Origin of the sequence: Pseudomonas sp. SORGH_AS_0211 (assembly GCF_031453455.1) — a bacterium.
Taxonomy (GTDB): Bacteria; Pseudomonadota; Gammaproteobacteria; order Pseudomonadales; family Pseudomonadaceae; genus Chryseomonas; species Chryseomonas aestiva.
Window position 1 is genome coordinate 4,450,909 of record NZ_JAVIZV010000001.1, and the last position, 16,205, is coordinate 4,467,113.

Consider the following 16,205-nt stretch of genomic DNA (forward strand, 5'->3'; position numbering starts at 1 on the left):
CTACAAAATTCTGGCGACTGTCCTCAGCCAAGATTTAGCGCTTTCTTGACGCCTACTGGCCCAGTTTCAAATCCTGTGCCAGGGCTCAATCGATTCGTCTCTCCTCGCTGATTCGGCCTGGCCCCGCTTTTCTTGACCCCAAATCACCACGGCGCCGACGAGGTGTCGGGGGTGGGAAAGGGTGGAGACGTTCATCCAGCGCGCCCGAGCGGGTATCCTTGCCGTCTTCTCGCGATGGCCTGGCCATCGTCCCCCCTGTCCAACCGAGCGCCCCGCGATGTCTACCCCTGGCCCCGACCTGGATCTTTCCCGTCTCGACGATCACCTCGCCCATCTGATCGCCGACATTCGCCAGCGCACCCAGGCGCTGCAGCCGGCCGCGGCGCCGGCCGAGCCTACCTGGGAGGCCCTGCAGGAGCTGGACGACGAGGCCCTGGTGCGCGCGGCCTATCACTACCTGACCGGGCACCCCATCGAGCCGGAGCGGCTGTCCCACTACCTGACCCGGCTGCGTGGCGGCGAGGACCGTTTCGATCTGCTGGCGGCCATCCACCTCAGCCCTGAAGGTCAGCGCCATGGCGCCGCCGCGCCGGGGCTGCGCCGTGCGCTGCTCAAGCGCAAGCTGCGCCGGGTGCCGGTGATCGGGCGACTGCTGGGGCTCATGCTGGAGGTCGCCGGCCTGCCCGGGCGGCAGCAGCGCGACAATGCTCGCTACTACCGCTGGCAGAACCAGCTGGCGTTGCAGGCGATCCTGCTTCAGCAGCAGAGCAACCTGCTGGAGTGGCATCAGCAGCGCTGGCAGGTGCTGCAGGACCAGGCGCCCGAGCCGCGCCTGGGCGAGCTGGAGCGCGAGCTGGCCAACGTGGAAGCACAATTGGTACAGGCCCAGCGACAGCTGGACCGTGGTGAGCAAGAGCTGCGCACACGACTGAGCCTGCTGGAAACCTCCCCGACAATGCCCCTGGCGCCCCAGAGTGCGGCCCTTGGCGTACCCCTGGCGTTGGAGCGGACGCTTCGTGAGCACTTTGCCTTGGACGATGAGGCGCTGCGTGGATTGCTGGGTTTCTATCTGCCTCTGATCGAGGAGTGCCCAGCCCTGGGTCAGGGATTGCCTCTGGTCGAGTTGGGCTGCGGCAATGGCCTCTGGCTGGCCAGCCTGCCTCAGATGATCGAGCGGCGTGGGGTTGAGGCCGACACTGAGCTGGTGGCCCAGGCATCCGCCAAGGGGCTCACAATAGAACACGGCGATGCGCTGAGGTGGTTGAGCGAGCAACCGACGGGCAGTCTGGGCGCCCTGTGTGCGTTCGAACTGGTGGATCGTCTGGACTTGGCGCAGTTGTCCAGTTTGCTCGACGAGGCGCTGCGCGTGCTCGCGCCTGGCGGACTACTGTTGTTGCAGGCCCTTGATCCCGCCCATGCGTCCAGTGCTTGCGCCTTCTGGCTGGATCCAACGCGACAGCGGCCGTCTCCGGCGCCCTTGCTGGAGTTTCTCTGCCGCCACAAGGGCTTTGCCCAGGTGGCCATTCAACACCCTGCACAAGCCGCGCTGTTACAAGGCGTCCCGCAGATGTCGCCGCTTACCTGGCAGCACTATGCAGTTTCGGCCACTAGAGCTGAGACGCCATGAAGCGGGCCGTCACTGCCCTCCATCAGTGGGTCGTGGGACCGCTAACGGGAGCCTATGGCTGGGCCTATCTGCTTGAGCTGCGCGATACCGCGCGCCACGCCGGACTCGTCGCCGAACTCTATACCGACGAACCTCCCGAGCAATGGAAGGCGCAGGTGCGACCGCTTACCGATTGCGCCCTGGGCGGGGCGGACGAGCTTCTGCTGGTGCATGGTCAACCGCAGGCCGAGCACGAACGGCATTTGGCACGTTGCGACGGCCACGTACTGCTCTTGCCAGGTCCCGAGGCGGAGCCTGCAGCCTTGTCGGAGCTCATCCGTCGGCGCCCTATGATCCGCGGGCTCCTGAGTCGCGAGCCCCAGTTGCTCGAGGGGCTCTATGCCCGAGATGTCACCATTCCTGTTTCTCGTATAGATTATCCCTCCTGGCAGTTGCCTCCCGTTCCGCCGCCGGCAGATCTGGACCGGCCGCGCCCCTTCACTGTCCTCGTGCATGTCGCCGAGTTGCAGCATGAGGAGGCGGTCAAAGGTCTGCTGCAATTGGCACACCCGTCGGGTGCCTCCTGGCGTCTGTGTGTTTATGGCGATGAGCAACCCTTGCACCGCGCTGATTTTCTAGCTGGTGTCGCTGCGCTGGATCATATTGAGCTAACAGTGCTGCGAGCCGAGGAGCCACTGCCTGCGGTGGACCTGGCGTTCAGTTTGGAGCCCGCGCCCGATCCGGCTTGGCTGTTGCGCCTGCTGGCGCTGGGCATCCCGCTGGTGGGCAACGCTCAGAGCAGCGAAGGGCGCGAAATCCTTGGTAACGGCTATTGGCCGCTGGCGGCGACCGCACCAGCGCACACGGCCGATGTCCTGCAACGCCTGATGGACAATCCAGGATTGCGCTATGAGGTCCAGCACCGTGGCGACGCTCAGGCGCGGCGCTGGACGGCGGAAGGCTTCTACCAATGGCTTCTAACGTGGATGGCAGTTCACAACGTTGTGCTGCCGCCACCTTTTAGAAGTGCAGTCGATATCCGTGTGGAAGGCCCGTTCGACAGCAGCTATAGCCTGGCGGTGGTCAATCGCGAACTGGCCCGGGGCTTCGCGGCCGTCGGCGCCAGTGTGGCGCTGCGGGCGACCGAGGGTCCCGGCCCCATTCCCGTGTCCCCGGAGTTTCTCGCCGCCGACCCGGCCAGCGCGGCCGCCCACGCCCGGGCCGAGGAGCCGGCAGCCGCCGTGCTGCGCCTGCTCTATCCGCCACGGGTGAGCGACATGGCGGGCGAGGTCCGGGTGCTGTCCTGCTATGGTTGGGAGGAATCCCTGCTGCCGGTGGAGGCCGTGGCCGGCTTCAATCGCTATCTGCAGCTGGTCACCAGCATGTCGTCCTATGTGACCCGGGTGCTGGAGGACAATGGCGTCGACGTGCCGGTGGTGACCGTCGGCCTGGGCGCCGACCATATCCTGCGCACCCCGGCGGAGCCGGCGCTGCTCGGCCGCGCGCTGCCCGGCAGTGCCACGACGCTGAAATTGCTGCACATCTCGTCCTGCTTTCCGCGCAAGGGCGTCGACGTCCTGCTCGACGCCTATTCCCGCGCCTTCACGGCGGCGGATGACGTGGTGCTGGTCATCAAGACCTTTCCCAATCCCCATCACGACATCGACGCCGAACTGGCGGCCTGGCGCGCGCGGCACTCGGCGGCGCCGGCGGTCGAGCTGTTCAATCTTGACCTGCCCGAGGCGGCGATACGCGCCCTCTACGTCTGGGCCGATGTCCTGGTGGCGCCCAGTCGCGGCGAAGGCTTCGGCCTGCCCCTGGCCGAGGCCATGCTGCACGAGTGCGCCGTGGTCACCACCGGCTATGGCGGCCAGACGGATTTCTGTATGCCCGAGACCAGCTGGCTCATCGATTACCGCTTTACCCGCGCCCAGACCCACATGCAGCTGAGCGGCTCGCTGTGGGCCGAGCCGGATACCGATCACCTGGCGCGGCTCTTGGCCCACTTCGCCGCCGCGCGCCGCGAAGGACGCTGGCAGGCCCTGGTGCGCTCGCGCCTGCTGCGGGCCGACCGCCTGATCCGCCGGGACTACACCTGGGAACAGGTCGCCCGCCGCACCCAGGCCGCCATCGCCCGGGTCCGCGCGCTGCCGCCCTGCAAGCCGCAGCCGCGGGTCGGCACCGTCACCACCTGGAACAGCGCCTGCGGTATCGCCGGCTACAGCCAGCAACTGATCGCCGGCCCCCTGGCGGCCACCCAGGTGTTCGCCAACCGTCACGTCGCCCTGATCAATCCGGAAGGGCAGGAGATCCAGCGGGTCTGGGACCAGGGTGGCCAGGATTCGCTCGACGATCTGCTGCAGGCCCTCGATCGTCAGCCGGTGGACATCCTGCTGATCCAGTTCAACTTCGGCTTCTTCGGCCTGGTGCCCTTCGCCCGCTTCCTGCACGAGGTGCATCGGCGCGGTATCCGTACCCTGGTCACCTTCCATTCCACCGCCGATCTCGACCGGCCGGGCGATCACCGCAGCCTGCGGCAACTGCGCCTGGCGCTGCGCCAGAGCAGTCGCCTGCTGGTGCACAGCAGCCACGACCTCAATCGCCTCAAGGATTTCGGCCTGGCCGACAACCTGATGCTCTTCCCCCACGGGGTGATGCCGCCGCCCAGGGCGCTGGAACTGCCGGATGAGGCCCAGGCCCTGGCCGGACGCCGTATCGTGGCCAGCTACGGCTTCCTGCTGCCGCCCAAGGGCATCCTGCAATTGATCGAGGCCTTCGCCGAGGTCGCCGCCGCCGACGACGACCTCTACCTGCTGTTGGTCAACGCCCAGTACCCGGTACCGGAAAGCGCGGCCCTGGCCGAGGAGTGCCGCCAGCGGATCATGGCGCTGGGCCTGGAAGGTCGTGCGCAACTGATCGACCGCTTCCTGGACGACCGCGAATCCCTGGCCTGGCTGAGCCTGGCCGAGGTCGTGGTCTTTCCCTACCAGCACACCCAGGAGTCTTCCAGCGCCGCGGTGCGCTGGGGTCTGCTCGCCGGCAAGCCGGTGCTCTGCACGCCGCTGGACATCTTCGAGGACGTCGACGAGGCGGTCTACCGACTGCCCGGCACCGATGCCCAGGCCATCGCCGCGGGACTGCGCGAGCATCTGGCCGCAGGGCGACCGTCGCGACAGGGTGAATGGCTGCGCAGCCATGCCTGGCCGGCCATTTCCACCCGCATCGACGGGCTGTTCCGCGCCCTGGCTCAGCAAGCCGTTGGCGATCATTCAAAGGCTCAGGAGCTTTCATGACCGCTGTAACCGGCCGCCTGGCCGTTCTCGATCGCCCCATGGGCCGAACCCTCTACTATGGGGTGGCCCTGTTGCTGGGCGTGCTGTACATCGCGCGTATCTTTCCGTGGGACTTTCTGACCGGTCACTCGGGGTTCTTCTTCGACAACCGCACCGATCCGACGCAGCACATCACCGGTATGTGGGCCTTCGTCCAGGATCGCTGGCGCTTCCCGCTGCTCTATACCCGCCTGCTCAACGCGCCCGAAGGCCTATCCGTGGCCTATACCGACAGCATTCCGCTGGCGGCCATCCTGTTCAAGATGATCTATCCCTGGCTGCCGCCGGGCAGTCATTACTTCGGCGTCTGGACGCTGGGCTGCTACCTGCTCCAGGGGCTCGCCGGCGCCTATGCCGCCGCGTCCTTTCGCGGCCGTACTCCGGCAGCGCTCCTGGGCGGCACGCTGTTCGCGCTGATGATGCCGGCGCTGATGATCCGGATTCCCCATGCGGCGCTCAATGCGCAATTCCTCATGATCCTGATGCTGGCGCATTACGCCCGGCTATCGCGCGGTCAACTGGTCCCGGGGCAATTCTGGCGTTATGGCACGGCGCTGCTGGTGCTGTCGGCCACCATCCATCCCTATCTGATCGCCATGCTCTATCCGCTGTATGGCGCTGCCTCCCTGGCCATTGGCGTTCGTCAGTCCAGCCCCTGGCGTAAGGTGGCCATGGCCTTGGTCGCGCCCCTGCCCCTGCTGGCGCTGGTGCTGTACGTACTGGGCTATCTGAGTTTCAGTCAGGGCATGCCACCGGCTGAGGTGGGCTACATCGAATCCTCGATGAACCTGCTGTCGCCGTTCCTGGGAACTCACCTGGCGCCCAGCGTGTTCCTGCCCTCCGGCGGGCTGGTCCTGGATGCGACCGGGCTGCAGATCGACGGCCACAACTACCTCGGCGTTGGCCTGCTGGCCATGCTGCTGAGCATCCTGGTGCTGGCACCGCGCTGGTTGCTGTCGCAGTGTCGTCAGCACTGGGTGCTGCTGCTGGTCTTCGTGGGGCTCACCCTCTATGCGCTATCCAACCGCGTGTATCTGGGCGGGACGGCGCTCTTCGAGTACCCGTTGCTACCCGGCGTGGAGCAACTGGCGCGCATCTTCCGAGGCTCGGGACGTTTCTTCTGGCCGGTGGGCTATGGCCTGCTGATCCTGGCCCTGGGCTTCTACCTGACCCGGGCATCCAGTGTCTGGCGCCTGGCCCTGCTGGCGCTGATCGTGGTGCAGTACGCCGATACTCGCCATCACCGGGGTTACCTGGTCGAGGCGGCCAGCCGCCAACCCCATTTCGACTATGACCGTGCGACCTGGGATGCGCGGGTCGCCTCGGCGAGCGAGGTCCACCTGCTGCCCAACTACGGCTGTGGCGGCAAACCCTTCGATGCGCTGTTTCTCCAGTACTTTTCCGCACTCCATGCCGTGCCGCTCAACACCGGTTTCATCGCCCGGGTGGTCGGCGACTGCGCGACCAAGGCGGCGGTGCTGGATCGGCCCCTGCGGCCTGGCCAGCTCTTCGTCTTCGGCCGCAGCGAGAATGCCTATTCCCGCGAACGGATCGAGCAGGCCATGGGCGGGCACTACGGCCAGTGGTGCCGCGAGGAAGACATCGGGACGGTGTGCCGGATCGAGGCGCCCTGACGGGCGCCTGCATTCAACGCGATATTTCCTTTTCGGGCACCGATTGCTCCGCAGTACCGCGGGGCTTCTGTTCGCGCTTGATCACATAGCGTGGCCGGCGCTTGCTCTCGATGTAGATGCGGCCGATGTACTCGCCCAGCACGCCAATGCCGATCAGCTGCACGCCGCCGATAAAGAGGATGGCGGTCATCAGCGAGGGATAGCCGGGTACCGGGTTGCCATACAGCAGCTTCTCGAAAACCATCAGGGCGGCATAGGCCAGGGCGAACAAGGCCACGGCACCGCCCAGATAGGTCCATAGGCGCAAGGGGAGGGTGCTGAAGGACGTGATCCCTTCCAGGGCCAGGTTCCACAACTTCCAGCCGTTGAACTTGCTGGTGCCGGCGCTGCGTTCGGCACGCTGGTATTCGACGATGCGCGTCTCGAAACCGACCCAGGACAGGATGCCCTTCATGAAGAGATTACGCTCGGGCATCTCCTTGATCGCTTCCACCACCTCGCGACTCATCAGGCGGAAGTCACCGACGTTCTCTTCGATGGGGGTATGGGTGATCCGGTTATGCAGGCGATAGAAGCATTCGGCGGTGAAGCGCTTCAAGGTCGTGTCGCTGCTGCGGTCGACACGCTTGGCTAGGACCACGTCGGCACCGTCGCGCCACTGCGCCAGCAGGCGCGGCACGACGTCCAGAGGATCCTGCAGATCGACGTCGATGGGGACCACGGCATCCCCGCGCGCATGCTCGATGCCGGCGAAGAGCGCCGCTTCCTTGCCGAAGTTACGGGAAAGGTGCAGCACCACCACGCGCTCGTCACGGGCTTGCAGCAGGTCGAGCTGCTGCGCGGTGGCGTCACGGCTGCCATCGTTGATGAAGACCAGCTCCAGCGGCAGCTGGCTGAGCTCGGGATGATGGCAGACCGCGTCGTAGAACAGGCCTATGGCCAATTCTTCGTTGTAGACCGGAACAACCAGGGAAAGCTGCGGCGTCGTTTTCATCGAAAAGCCCAAAGCGAAGAAGCCAGATAGCTGAAGACGGGGACCAGCGCGGTGGCCACGACGATCGCCAGGAACGCGGACAGTCCCAGGGCGAGTAGACCCGTCAGGAGCAGATTGTTGAGCGCGAAGCCGGCGATCGCCACGACGAAGAAGCGCAGGATCGAGCCTTGGCGAGCAAAGGTCAGGTAGCGATGGCCGCAGTAGGACACGCCGAAAGCCACCAGAAAGGCGAAGAGGTTGGCTACATAGGGCTGTGGCTCGAAGAGCGCCAGCAGCGTGCCTGCGACCAGGATATGGACCAGGGTGGCAAGGCCGCCCACCAGGATGAAACGCAACGGTCTGAGCCGGTCGTCGTTGAGCATCTGCATCAGGGACATTGGGGTAGGTGACCTCCGGGGACGCGGCAGGATGAATTGAACGGCAGAGTCTACCGAGGGTGTCTGTAGTCGTCTGCCGCCCCTGGGTTGATGGCATCAGGGGCTAGCTGCGCATAGACCGTCGCGAGTCGTCGACCCAGCTGATTCGCCTGGAAGTGCCGTTCGAAATGGGCGCGGGCGGCGGCGCCGAAACGTGCCCGCTCTTCCGGCGCCTGCCAGAGCCGCAGCAGGGCTTCCCGGATCGCGGCAGCGGTGGGCGCCACGTCGAGGCCGGTCTGTTCGTGGCGGTTGATCTCGCTCATGCCCGAGCCGATGGCGCAGCTGATCAGCGGCTTGCCGTACATGGCCGCTTCCAGCAGGGCCATGCCGAAGGCTTCCGAGCGCAGGTGCGAAGGAAAGACAAAGGTCTCGGCGAGGCTGTAGAGCGCCGCCACGTCTTCTTCCGGCAGGCGTCCGAGGAAATGGCAGTTGCGCAGGCCGAGGCGGTGCGCCTGGGCTTCCAGCGCGGCCCGTTCCGGTCCGTCGCCGACGATGGCCAGCGGCAGGTCCAGGCCGGCCAGGGCGTCGAGCAGCAGGTGCAGGCCCTTGTAGTAGCGCAGCACGCCGACGAAGAGCAGAAAGCGCGGGCCCAGCCGCTGGCGCCATTGCGCAAGGCAGGCTTGGGACGGCGCCGGATAGCTGGCTTCGTCGAGGCCGTAGGGAATGACCTCGGTGTGCGCCTCCAGCCCGCGCAACTCCGGGCTGCTGCGTCTATAGGGCTCGGTGGCAACGATGATCCGGCTGGCGCGACTCAGGAAATGGCGCTGCAGGGGGCGATAGAGTTGCAGCAGATGGCGTTGCTTGACGATATCCGAGTGGTAGCTGACCACATAGGGCTTGCCCGGGCGGACCGCCAGTTGCAGCACGTCCATGAACGGCCATGGGAAGTGATAGTGGATGACGTCGCTGTCGCGCGCCGCCCGGGCGAAGGCGCCGAAGGCCGCGCGAGACAGGCCGGTGGAGGCGATGTTGGCGTCCTGACGCACCCGCTGCACCGGAATGCCCTCGACCTCGATGCATTCCGGGACGGGCTGTTCGCTCAGGGTCAGGATCCGATTGCTCACCCCCAGCGTGCGCGTCGCGCCGCACATCTGGCGTATCACCTGCTCGATGCCGCCATGGGTATCGGGGAGGTAGGTCTTGAATACATGGAGGACACGCATGCGGATCCTGCGCCACGGCAGCCTGAGGGGCGCGAAGTCTAACATGCGGTTTGGCCTGGCTTCCTGGCGCCAGGCCGCCTTGGCTTCATGCTAGAGTGCCCGGCTTCACGCCAGCGCCGTCCGGCCCTCGTCCAACTGCCGCCACCCTCGCCATGGTCTTCAGCTCTTTCGCCTTCCTGCTGGTCTTCCTGCCGCTCGCCTTCCTGGGCTTTCTAGGGGTGCGTCGGCTGGGGCGGCAGAGCTCAGTCTTCTTTCTCCTGGGAGCCTCCTGGCTGTTCTATGCCTTCTGGGACTGGCGCTATCTCTTTCTGCTGCTGGCCTCCATGCTGGTCAACTACGGACTGGGCGTGCAGGTATGGCGACATCGCAGCCGGCGCTGGCTGGTGAGGGCCCTGGTCTTCAATCTGGGGCTATTGGCCTACTACAAGTACCTGGGCTTCTTTGCCGGCATGGCCGGGCTGAGCCTGCCCGGTCAGTGGGTGCTGCCGCTGGCCATTTCCTTCTACACCTTCCAGCAGATCGCCTGGCAGGTGGATCTCTACCGCGGCCGGCTGGCAGCGCCGGGTCGGCTGAGCGACTTCATGCTGTGCGTGAGTTTCTTTCCGCACCTGATCGCGGGCCCGATCTGCCGCCCGAGCAGCCTGCTACCGCAGATCGAGCGCGGGTTCGCGACCCGCCCCTGGCATTGGCAACTCGGCGCGACGCTGTTCGTACTGGGGCTGGCCAAAAAGGTGCTACTCGCCGACAGCCTGGCGCCCGGAGTAGATGGACTGTTCGACCTGGCCCAGCCGGCGGCGCCCCAGGTTGTGTTGGCCGCCTTCAGTTATGGCCTGCAGCTGTATTTCGACTTCTCCGGCTATGCCGACATGGCGGTGGGGCTGGGGCTGATGTTCGGCATCCGCCTGCCCATCAACTTCCGCTCTCCCTATCGCAGCCGTTCGATCATCGAGTTCTGGCGGCGCTGGCATATTTCGCTGTCACGGTTTTTGCGGGATTACCTCTACATTCCCTTGGGCGGTAGTCGCCATGGACGGGGCCGGCAGTGGCTGAGCCTGCTGATCACCATGCTCCTGGGTGGGCTCTGGCACGGCGCTGGCTGGCAGTTCATCCTGTGGGGCGCGGCGCACGGCACGTTGCTCTGTCTGAATCATGCCTGGCGCTGGCTTTCGCCCTGGCGCCTTCCGGGGCCGCTGGCCTGGGCCTTGACGCTGGTGGTGGTGATGCTCGCCTGGATCCCGTTCCGGGCCAGTGACCTCACGCATACCCTGACCCTGTTCACGGCCCTCGGGCAGTGGAACTGGCCGAGTCCGCCTGGGCTGGGGATGTTGCTGGTGGAAGCATCCGCCCTGCATTTCGATCGTTCGCTCTGGCTGGCGGCGCCCCTGCTGCTGGGGGTATGCGTGGTGGCGCCCCGTGCGTTCACCATCGCCTTGCGGTTGTCGCCGGTCTGGCGGGGTTTGGTGTGCGCCATCCTGGTCCTGCTGGTAGCCAAGGCGATGCTCGCCCGCCCGGATCGGGCCTTTCTCTACTTCAATTTCTAGCGATCATCATGCGACGTACCAGACGCTTTTTCCTGGGGGTATTCATTGGCTGCCTGTGCTTTGGCATCGCCTGGGTCGCACTGGTCGCAGGCCAGCTTGGCAGGCCTTTCGTCAACAACCTCTGGGTCGAGGGCGCCTATGCCAAGAAGCTGGCCCGCGCGGCGAGTGTGCAGGCGCCCAAGCTGGTGGTGGTCGCGGGATCGGGCGCCATGTTCGGCATCGACTCACCCCAGCTAGAGCAGGCCTTCGGCCGGCCTGTGGTGAACCTGGGGGTCAATGCGGGCATCCTGAGTCCCTATCTGCTGATCTACGCACGTCAGGCGGTAAAGCCCGGGGACTGGGTACTGCTGCCGCTGGAGTATCCGCTCTATCACGATCGCTTCGAAGTGAACCAGGTCTACTTGGAATACTGGCTGAGCCATCCAGTGAGCTATGGTCTCAATCCCTGGCGACTGGCCAAGCTCCTGGCGATGACGCCGCTGGAACGCGTGGTCCAGGGCTATCGCGGCGTGCCGGCAGGCTTTCAGGTGGCCGGACTCTACGGGGCGCAGCATCTGGATGAGCGGGGCGACCAGGCACTGAGCCGGCATGAGGAGCGTAGTCCTGAGCTGTTCGCTGGCGCGCTTCACTCGGCGGTCCAGCATTATGGTGCCCAGGCCACAGCGCTGAGTGGCAGCTGGAAGCTCTGGCAGGCCTTTGCCCAGGAGGTGGAACAGGCCGGTGGCTGCGCGGTGTTCGTACCCCCTGCCATGCTCGATCGGCCGGCCTACCATGACGATCCGGTCGAGCGGGCCTTTTATGAGGGCCTCCCTGCAGCGGCCCGCGCGCATGGCTTGACGTATCTAGGGCGTCCGCTGGATTTCATGTACCCAGCGGATGACTTCTTCGATACCAACTATCACCTGACGGCCGAGGCGCGCCAAAGACATACCGCACGGTTGATCGCCTTGTTACGGTCTTCTTCGGCGCATTGTGGTTTCGTCAGGGCCGCTGGAGGCTGACGGGACCCTTCCAGATCAGCAGGAATTTGCCATCGACCTTTTCCTGGTGTTCCGGCACGCCGAGTTGGCGAATGGCATGAATGACCTGTTGCTCGGTATCGCAGATCAGAAAACTGCCGCCGTTATGGTGCCATTCGGGCTTTGATAGCCAGTCGAAGGGTTTGGCCCCTTCGGCATCGATAACGATCGGTGATATTTCGGCGTCTGCAACGATCGCGTTGACACTGGCATTCCAGAAAGTCGCGTAACCGTCCTGCAGGTTGTGCTTGAGCAATACCTGGGCAAGCGGAAAGCTGCGGTTGGACGTCGTGTAGTCCCACTTCGGCACGGCCAGAAGGGTGGCTGCATAGGCAAAGGCAACACCACTGCCCAAGACGACTATCCTGCGTTCAACTAGGAGATGACGTCCCAGGACGATAGCGCCAAGGATGAAGACTGGGACCAGATAACGCGTGGTCATCAGGTTCACCGGCAGATTGCTCAGCACATAGGCGCCTAGCAGGATGGCCGCGCCCAGCAGGCAGCCGATGCTCAGCGTATCCAGTGCGCGTCGTTGCCTGGCGATCCAGTAGAGCGCGCCGAAGAAACCAAAGGCCACCGCGGCATGGAAGGCCTTGCTCAGGCCGCCGCGCGAAAAGATCCGCTGGTCAAAGAACTCGGCGTCGAAGAACGCCAGCACGCCTTGCAGGGTCAGTTCGAGGTTTTGCCACAGGGCGGCGTAGCTTGCGAATCTCAACGGTGGCAAGCCGGGCGTGGTGAAGCCGCCCGCGGCCTTGACCGCCAGGGCCAGAAGCTTGGCCAGGATCACTGCCGCGATGCAGCTGGCGATGACCCACCCCAGTTTCGGGTTGTGGCGCACCCTGATCAGGGCAGCGGCGAGCAGTGGCAGCAGCAGAACGTAGCGAACGATGTCGTCACTGAAGAGCACGAGGCCCAGCAACAGGGTCAGCAGGGCCAGGCGCCAACGACCCTGGTGTTCTTCGTAGGTCTCCACCAGCCACCACGCCAGCAAGGTCGCCAGATAGGCGCCCATGTGGATGCAGGGGACCAGCAGCAGATTGCTGGCGAAAAAGCCGGGTGCGGCCACGATCACCAGGGGCGGTAGCCCCGCGATACCGCGCTTGCGAACGATGAGGTGGGCCGCGACCACCACCACGGCAGCGAGCAGCATCCCGGGCACCACATAGGCCCAGCTCAGGTGCCAACCAAACACCTTGATCAGCACAGCGTACGGCAGGACTTCGGTGAAGTAGAACGAGACCGTGGACAGATTCCAGCCGCTCAGCAGCACATTGCCGGCAGCGATATCCTGGGCTTCGAGCAGTGCCGATGCGGCGTCGGAGTTGAGCGGTACCTGAGTGGCGAAGCAGGAATAGAGTACCGACAGCGCGATGAAACTCAGTAGATACCACGCAGTACTGGATTTTAATGAAACAGACATCAACTCTTCTCGTATAGGTCTTGCCGGTTATGCGCAGGTGCTCACGGCGCGGCCGCGGTAAGGCTGGCGATGAGATCCTCGACCCGAATGGCCCAGGTCATGTCTCGCGTACGAACGATGCCCGCCGCGGTCAGTTGGTTGCGCAGGTCCGAGTCTTCTAGCAGACGCTTGAGGCCTGCTGTTATTGACGACTCATCCAGGGGATCGACCAATACCGCGGCGTTCCCGGCGACCTCAGGCATCGAACTCACAGTGGAGGTCAGGACCGGGCAGCCGGCGGCCATGGCTTCAGCGATGGGCATGCCATAGCCTTCATAAAGCGAGGGATATGCCAACAGGGTCGCGTTGGCATAAAGCGCGGGGATATGGCGTTGATCGACATAGCCGAGGAACAGCAACTCACCTGCCTCTTGCAACCTGGCCATCAGCTCGGCCAGCTCCGAGTTCTGCCAGCCGGGTGCGCCTGCCAGGACCAGTGGATAACGCTGGCGTAGGGCAGCCGGCAGGCTTTCGAAGGCTCGTAGCAGGCGTGCGAGATTCTTGCGGGGCTCAAGGGTCGCCACCGAAAGAATGAAATGCTCTGGGAGGCCCAGGTGCTGCCGGCATTCCTGTCGCTGGACATCGGTGATGTTGAAGAAGTCGGCGGCGATACCGGGGCTGACCAAGTCCACAGGCTTTTTCAACTGAAGCGTGTCGACCAGATCGTTACGGATGAACTCCGAGATAGTGATCAGGCGCGTGGAAGCCTCAATGGTGTGAGGGATCAAACGCCGCATTTCGTCGATGCGAGCCGGGGGATGCAGTTCTGGATGACGAAGGTGCGAAAGATCATAGAGCGTGGCAACGCTGGGGCCTTTGAAAGGCAGCAGGAAATAGCCGGGTTCCCAATAGACGTAGCCGTCCAGCTGCGCACCCCAAGGGCGAAACGCCTTGTTCAATCGTGCCCGGTAGAGCCGGCGTAGCCAGGGACGATACCCGAGCCACCGCCGAAGCCGACCGTAGCGTAGCCGAGTGGGCGATGGCGCTTCACCTTCGGCCAGTCGCTGGAGCTTGGCGCGCAAGGCGGCGCGGTCCATGAGGCCATCATCACCATAGGCCTTGATGTCTTCCACCGCGGGATGATCGACGAGCTGCTCCAGCAAATGCAGCGTATATCGCCCAATACCGGTCATTGGCGGCTTGAGAACATTGATGGAAACAAAGACCTTCATGTTTGCTCGACAGCTCTGGTTGAACGCACCCTCACGCGAAGGCGGTTGAGGGTCGTCGGGAGGCTCTGCCGAGGGAATCGGTCCGGACGCCTTTCCAGCGCTCTTAGCCGCCCGGACAGCCCTGGCGCAAAGGCACGCATTATCCGGGCTGACCACGATTAGTCCACGTCTGGTAGCGGTTTTATGACCGGCCCTGACGTTGCCGAGACGACCGGGCTGGGCGCTGTGTGCCCTGGGCCTTATAATCGCCCGCCAATTTTGTCCCTACGGATCCAGACGCCGGCCCCCGCAGTTTTCCGGTTGGCGCTCCTTCATTTCGGCCTTCCATCGGCCCTTCTCTGGCAGGCCTGCCCGGGTCTAGCGAGGATTTGCGAGTTGCCATGCGTCTACTGATCGAATGCACCTACGTTTACGAACACCCTTCCGACAACTCCGGTATCCAGCGGGTGGTGCGTAACGTCATCAAGCAGCTGCCGCACCTGGAGCCCTCGGTCGAGTGCATTCCGGTCATGATGAAGCACGATCAGCTCTACCGGGTAAACAGCCTGGAGCCGCTGGAGGTCGACGAGGGCCGGATCCGGCGCCGGCAGTGGATCGGCCGCCTGGACCGCCTGCAGGACCGCTTCTGGCGCTGGCACGACCGTGTCGAGCAGAAGCTGCCGTACGCTGACCGCTCCCTGCTGCTGCGGCGGATGTGGTACTGGCCGTGCCGTGCGACCAGCCAGGTCATTCAGTGGCCGCTGAACATCCTGCGCGAGCAGGACTACCAGGCGGGTGAAGAGCCGGAGCGTGCCACTCCCCTGGAGATCGAGCCCGGTGACCAGCTGGTGCTGCTGGACTCCTCCTGGCATGCCGATTTCTTCAAACTCGCCGAATCGCTCAAGGCGCGTGGCGTGGGCATCGTCTCGGTCATGTACGACCTGATCCCGCTCACCCATCCGCAGTTCTGCGACAACCACCTGGTCAAGGTCTTCGATGAGTGGTTCGACTGGATCGCCCGCACCGCGGACGGCTTCATGGCCATCTCCCAGACCATCAGCCAGGAAGTCGCGGCGGAACTGCGCCTGCGTCGCGGCGCCGCGGCTGAGCGCCAGTGGCACGGCTACTTCCAGCTGGGCTCGGAACTCGATCTGAATGGCAGTGGTGCCGCCTGCGATCCGGAAGTGAAGCGCCTGTTCGACGGCAAGACCCCGGTGTACCTGATGGTCAGCACCATCGAGCCGCGCAAGAACCACGCCTATCTGCTCGACGCCTTCGACCTGCTCTGGGCCCGGGGCGCCGATGTGCGCCTGTGCATCATCGGCAAGGTGGGCTGGAAGACCGAGGCGCTGATCGAGCGCATCAAGACCCATCCGGAATACAAGCGCCGGCTGTTCATGTTCAACGGCGCCAACGACACCAGCCTCGAATACGCCTATGCCAATGCCCGGGCCCTGGTATTCCCCTCCTATGTGGAGGGTTTCGGTCTGCCGCTGGTGGAAGCCATGCAGCGCGGCCTGCCGGCCATGGCCAGCGACATTCCCGTGTTCCGCGAGGTGGGTGGGGATTTCATGGCCTATTTCCAGCTGCAGGATCCGGCGTCCCTGGCCGCCCAGGTGGAGCGCTACGAAGCCGAAGGTAGCTTCCCGTCCGCACGTCCGCTGCAGGACTGGGCCTGGGTCGGCTGGCGCGAAGCCTCGCTGCAACTGGTGGAGCGCACCCGCCAGGGCATCCTGCAGCAGCGCCATCTGCCGGCCAGCGATGCCGTCGAGACCCCGGATATAAGGCAGGCTTAAGGCTCTGGCCCCGGTCATCGGGTAGGATCGCGGGCTCCGCGGGTAGGGGGAACACCCCTCAAAAACCTGTGATAGAGTCCGCACCCTGCGG

12 protein-coding genes are annotated in these 16,205 nt (G+C 64.7%); 6 read left to right on the forward strand and 6 right to left on the reverse strand.

Going from position 1 to position 16,205, the window contains the following annotated elements; genetic code table 11:
* The first annotated feature begins 277 nt into the window (after positions 1 to 277).
* Positions 278 to 1,627: a methyltransferase domain-containing protein gene (locus tag QE393_RS20630; protein ID WP_310045375.1), complete on the forward strand. Its 1,350-nt coding sequence runs from the start codon at positions 278 to 280 to the stop codon at positions 1,625 to 1,627.
* A gap of 41 nt (positions 1,628 to 1,668) precedes the next feature.
* Here QE393_RS20630 and QE393_RS20635 read toward each other — a convergent pair whose 3' ends face one another.
* A complete protein-coding gene (locus tag QE393_RS20635) occupies positions 1,669 to 2,166 on the reverse strand; it encodes a hypothetical protein (protein ID WP_310045376.1) in 498 nt (165 codons plus the stop codon).
* A gap of 144 nt (positions 2,167 to 2,310) precedes the next feature.
* Between QE393_RS20635 and QE393_RS20640 the strand changes: the two genes are divergently transcribed.
* On the forward strand, positions 2,311 to 4,899 hold the full coding sequence (locus QE393_RS20640; RefSeq protein WP_310045377.1) for a glycosyltransferase: 2,589 nt from the start codon (positions 2,311 to 2,313) through the stop codon (positions 4,897 to 4,899).
* Positions 4,896 to 6,572 (forward strand): DUF6311 domain-containing protein, encoded by a 1,677-nt coding sequence (locus QE393_RS20645; protein WP_310045378.1) that lies wholly within the window; start codon positions 4,896 to 4,898, stop codon positions 6,570 to 6,572. The genes QE393_RS20640 and QE393_RS20645 overlap by 4 nt, the downstream gene beginning before the upstream one ends.
* 13 nt (positions 6,573 to 6,585) lie before the next feature.
* Here the strand turns inward: QE393_RS20645 and QE393_RS20650 are convergent, their stop codons facing one another.
* Genes QE393_RS20650 through QE393_RS20660 form a run of 3 tightly spaced genes read right to left on the reverse strand, consistent with a single transcriptional unit; the run spans position 6,586 to position 9,145 of the window.
* Positions 6,586 to 7,566 (reverse strand): glycosyltransferase family 2 protein, encoded by a 981-nt coding sequence (locus tag QE393_RS20650; protein WP_310045379.1) that lies wholly within the window; start codon positions 7,564 to 7,566, stop codon positions 6,586 to 6,588.
* The gene (locus QE393_RS20655; protein ID WP_310045380.1) at positions 7,563 to 7,943 is read right to left on the reverse strand and encodes a GtrA family protein; all 381 of its coding nucleotides are present in this window, start codon (positions 7,941 to 7,943) and stop codon (positions 7,563 to 7,565) included. The genes QE393_RS20650 and QE393_RS20655 overlap by 4 nt, the downstream gene beginning before the upstream one ends.
* Before the next feature lie 50 nt (positions 7,944 to 7,993).
* Positions 7,994 to 9,145, reverse strand: a complete 1,152-nt coding sequence (locus QE393_RS20660) for a glycosyltransferase (RefSeq protein WP_310045381.1) — start codon at positions 9,143 to 9,145, stop codon at positions 7,994 to 7,996.
* Positions 9,146 to 9,297: 152 nt separating this feature from the next.
* Between QE393_RS20660 and QE393_RS20665 the strand changes: the two genes are divergently transcribed.
* Positions 9,298 to 10,686: an MBOAT family O-acyltransferase gene (locus QE393_RS20665; RefSeq protein ID WP_310045382.1), complete on the forward strand. Its 1,389-nt coding sequence runs from the start codon at positions 9,298 to 9,300 to the stop codon at positions 10,684 to 10,686.
* Positions 10,687 to 10,694: 8 nt separating this feature from the next.
* A complete protein-coding gene (locus QE393_RS20670) occupies positions 10,695 to 11,687 on the forward strand; it encodes a hypothetical protein (RefSeq protein ID WP_310045384.1) in 993 nt (330 codons plus the stop codon).
* On the opposite strand, the gene QE393_RS20675 is transcribed toward QE393_RS20670, so the two are convergent.
* Together QE393_RS20675 and QE393_RS20680 are read right to left on the reverse strand one after the other, a co-directional pair.
* Positions 11,668 to 13,128, reverse strand: a complete 1,461-nt coding sequence (locus QE393_RS20675; protein WP_310045386.1) for a hypothetical protein — start codon at positions 13,126 to 13,128, stop codon at positions 11,668 to 11,670. The genes QE393_RS20670 and QE393_RS20675 overlap by 20 nt on opposite strands.
* A 41-nt stretch (positions 13,129 to 13,169) precedes the next feature.
* Positions 13,170 to 14,339: a glycosyltransferase family 1 protein gene (locus tag QE393_RS20680; RefSeq protein ID WP_310045388.1), complete on the reverse strand. Its 1,170-nt coding sequence runs from the start codon at positions 14,337 to 14,339 to the stop codon at positions 13,170 to 13,172.
* 380 nt (positions 14,340 to 14,719) lie between these two features.
* Between QE393_RS20680 and QE393_RS20685 the strand changes: the two genes are divergently transcribed.
* Positions 14,720 to 16,114, forward strand: a complete 1,395-nt coding sequence (locus tag QE393_RS20685; RefSeq protein WP_183632415.1) for a glycosyltransferase family 1 protein — start codon at positions 14,720 to 14,722, stop codon at positions 16,112 to 16,114.
* The last annotated feature ends 91 nt before the right edge of the window (positions 16,115 to 16,205 follow it).

Bases quoted from the DNA above. Each gene is read 5' to 3' on its own strand.
- QE393_RS20630 (WP_310045375.1), top strand. From the start codon at position 278: ATGTCTACCCCTGGCCCCGACCTGGATCTTTCCCGTCTCGACGATCAC.
- QE393_RS20680 (WP_310045388.1), bottom strand. From the start codon at position 14,339: ATGAAGGTCTTTGTTTCCATCAATGTTCTCAAGCCGCCAATGACCGGT.
- QE393_RS20660 (WP_310045381.1), bottom strand. From the start codon at position 9,145: ATGCGTGTCCTCCATGTATTCAAGACCTACCTCCCCGATACCCATGGC.
- QE393_RS20650 (WP_310045379.1), bottom strand. From the start codon at position 7,566: ATGAAAACGACGCCGCAGCTTTCCCTGGTTGTTCCGGTCTACAACGAA.
- QE393_RS20685 (WP_183632415.1), top strand. From the start codon at position 14,720: ATGCGTCTACTGATCGAATGCACCTACGTTTACGAACACCCTTCCGAC.
- QE393_RS20665 (WP_310045382.1), top strand. From the start codon at position 9,298: ATGGTCTTCAGCTCTTTCGCCTTCCTGCTGGTCTTCCTGCCGCTCGCC.
- QE393_RS20645 (WP_310045378.1), top strand. From the start codon at position 4,896: ATGACCGCTGTAACCGGCCGCCTGGCCGTTCTCGATCGCCCCATGGGC.
- QE393_RS20655 (WP_310045380.1), bottom strand. From the start codon at position 7,943: ATGTCCCTGATGCAGATGCTCAACGACGACCGGCTCAGACCGTTGCGT.
- QE393_RS20675 (WP_310045386.1), bottom strand. From the start codon at position 13,128: ATGTCTGTTTCATTAAAATCCAGTACTGCGTGGTATCTACTGAGTTTC.
- QE393_RS20670 (WP_310045384.1), top strand. From the start codon at position 10,695: ATGCGACGTACCAGACGCTTTTTCCTGGGGGTATTCATTGGCTGCCTG.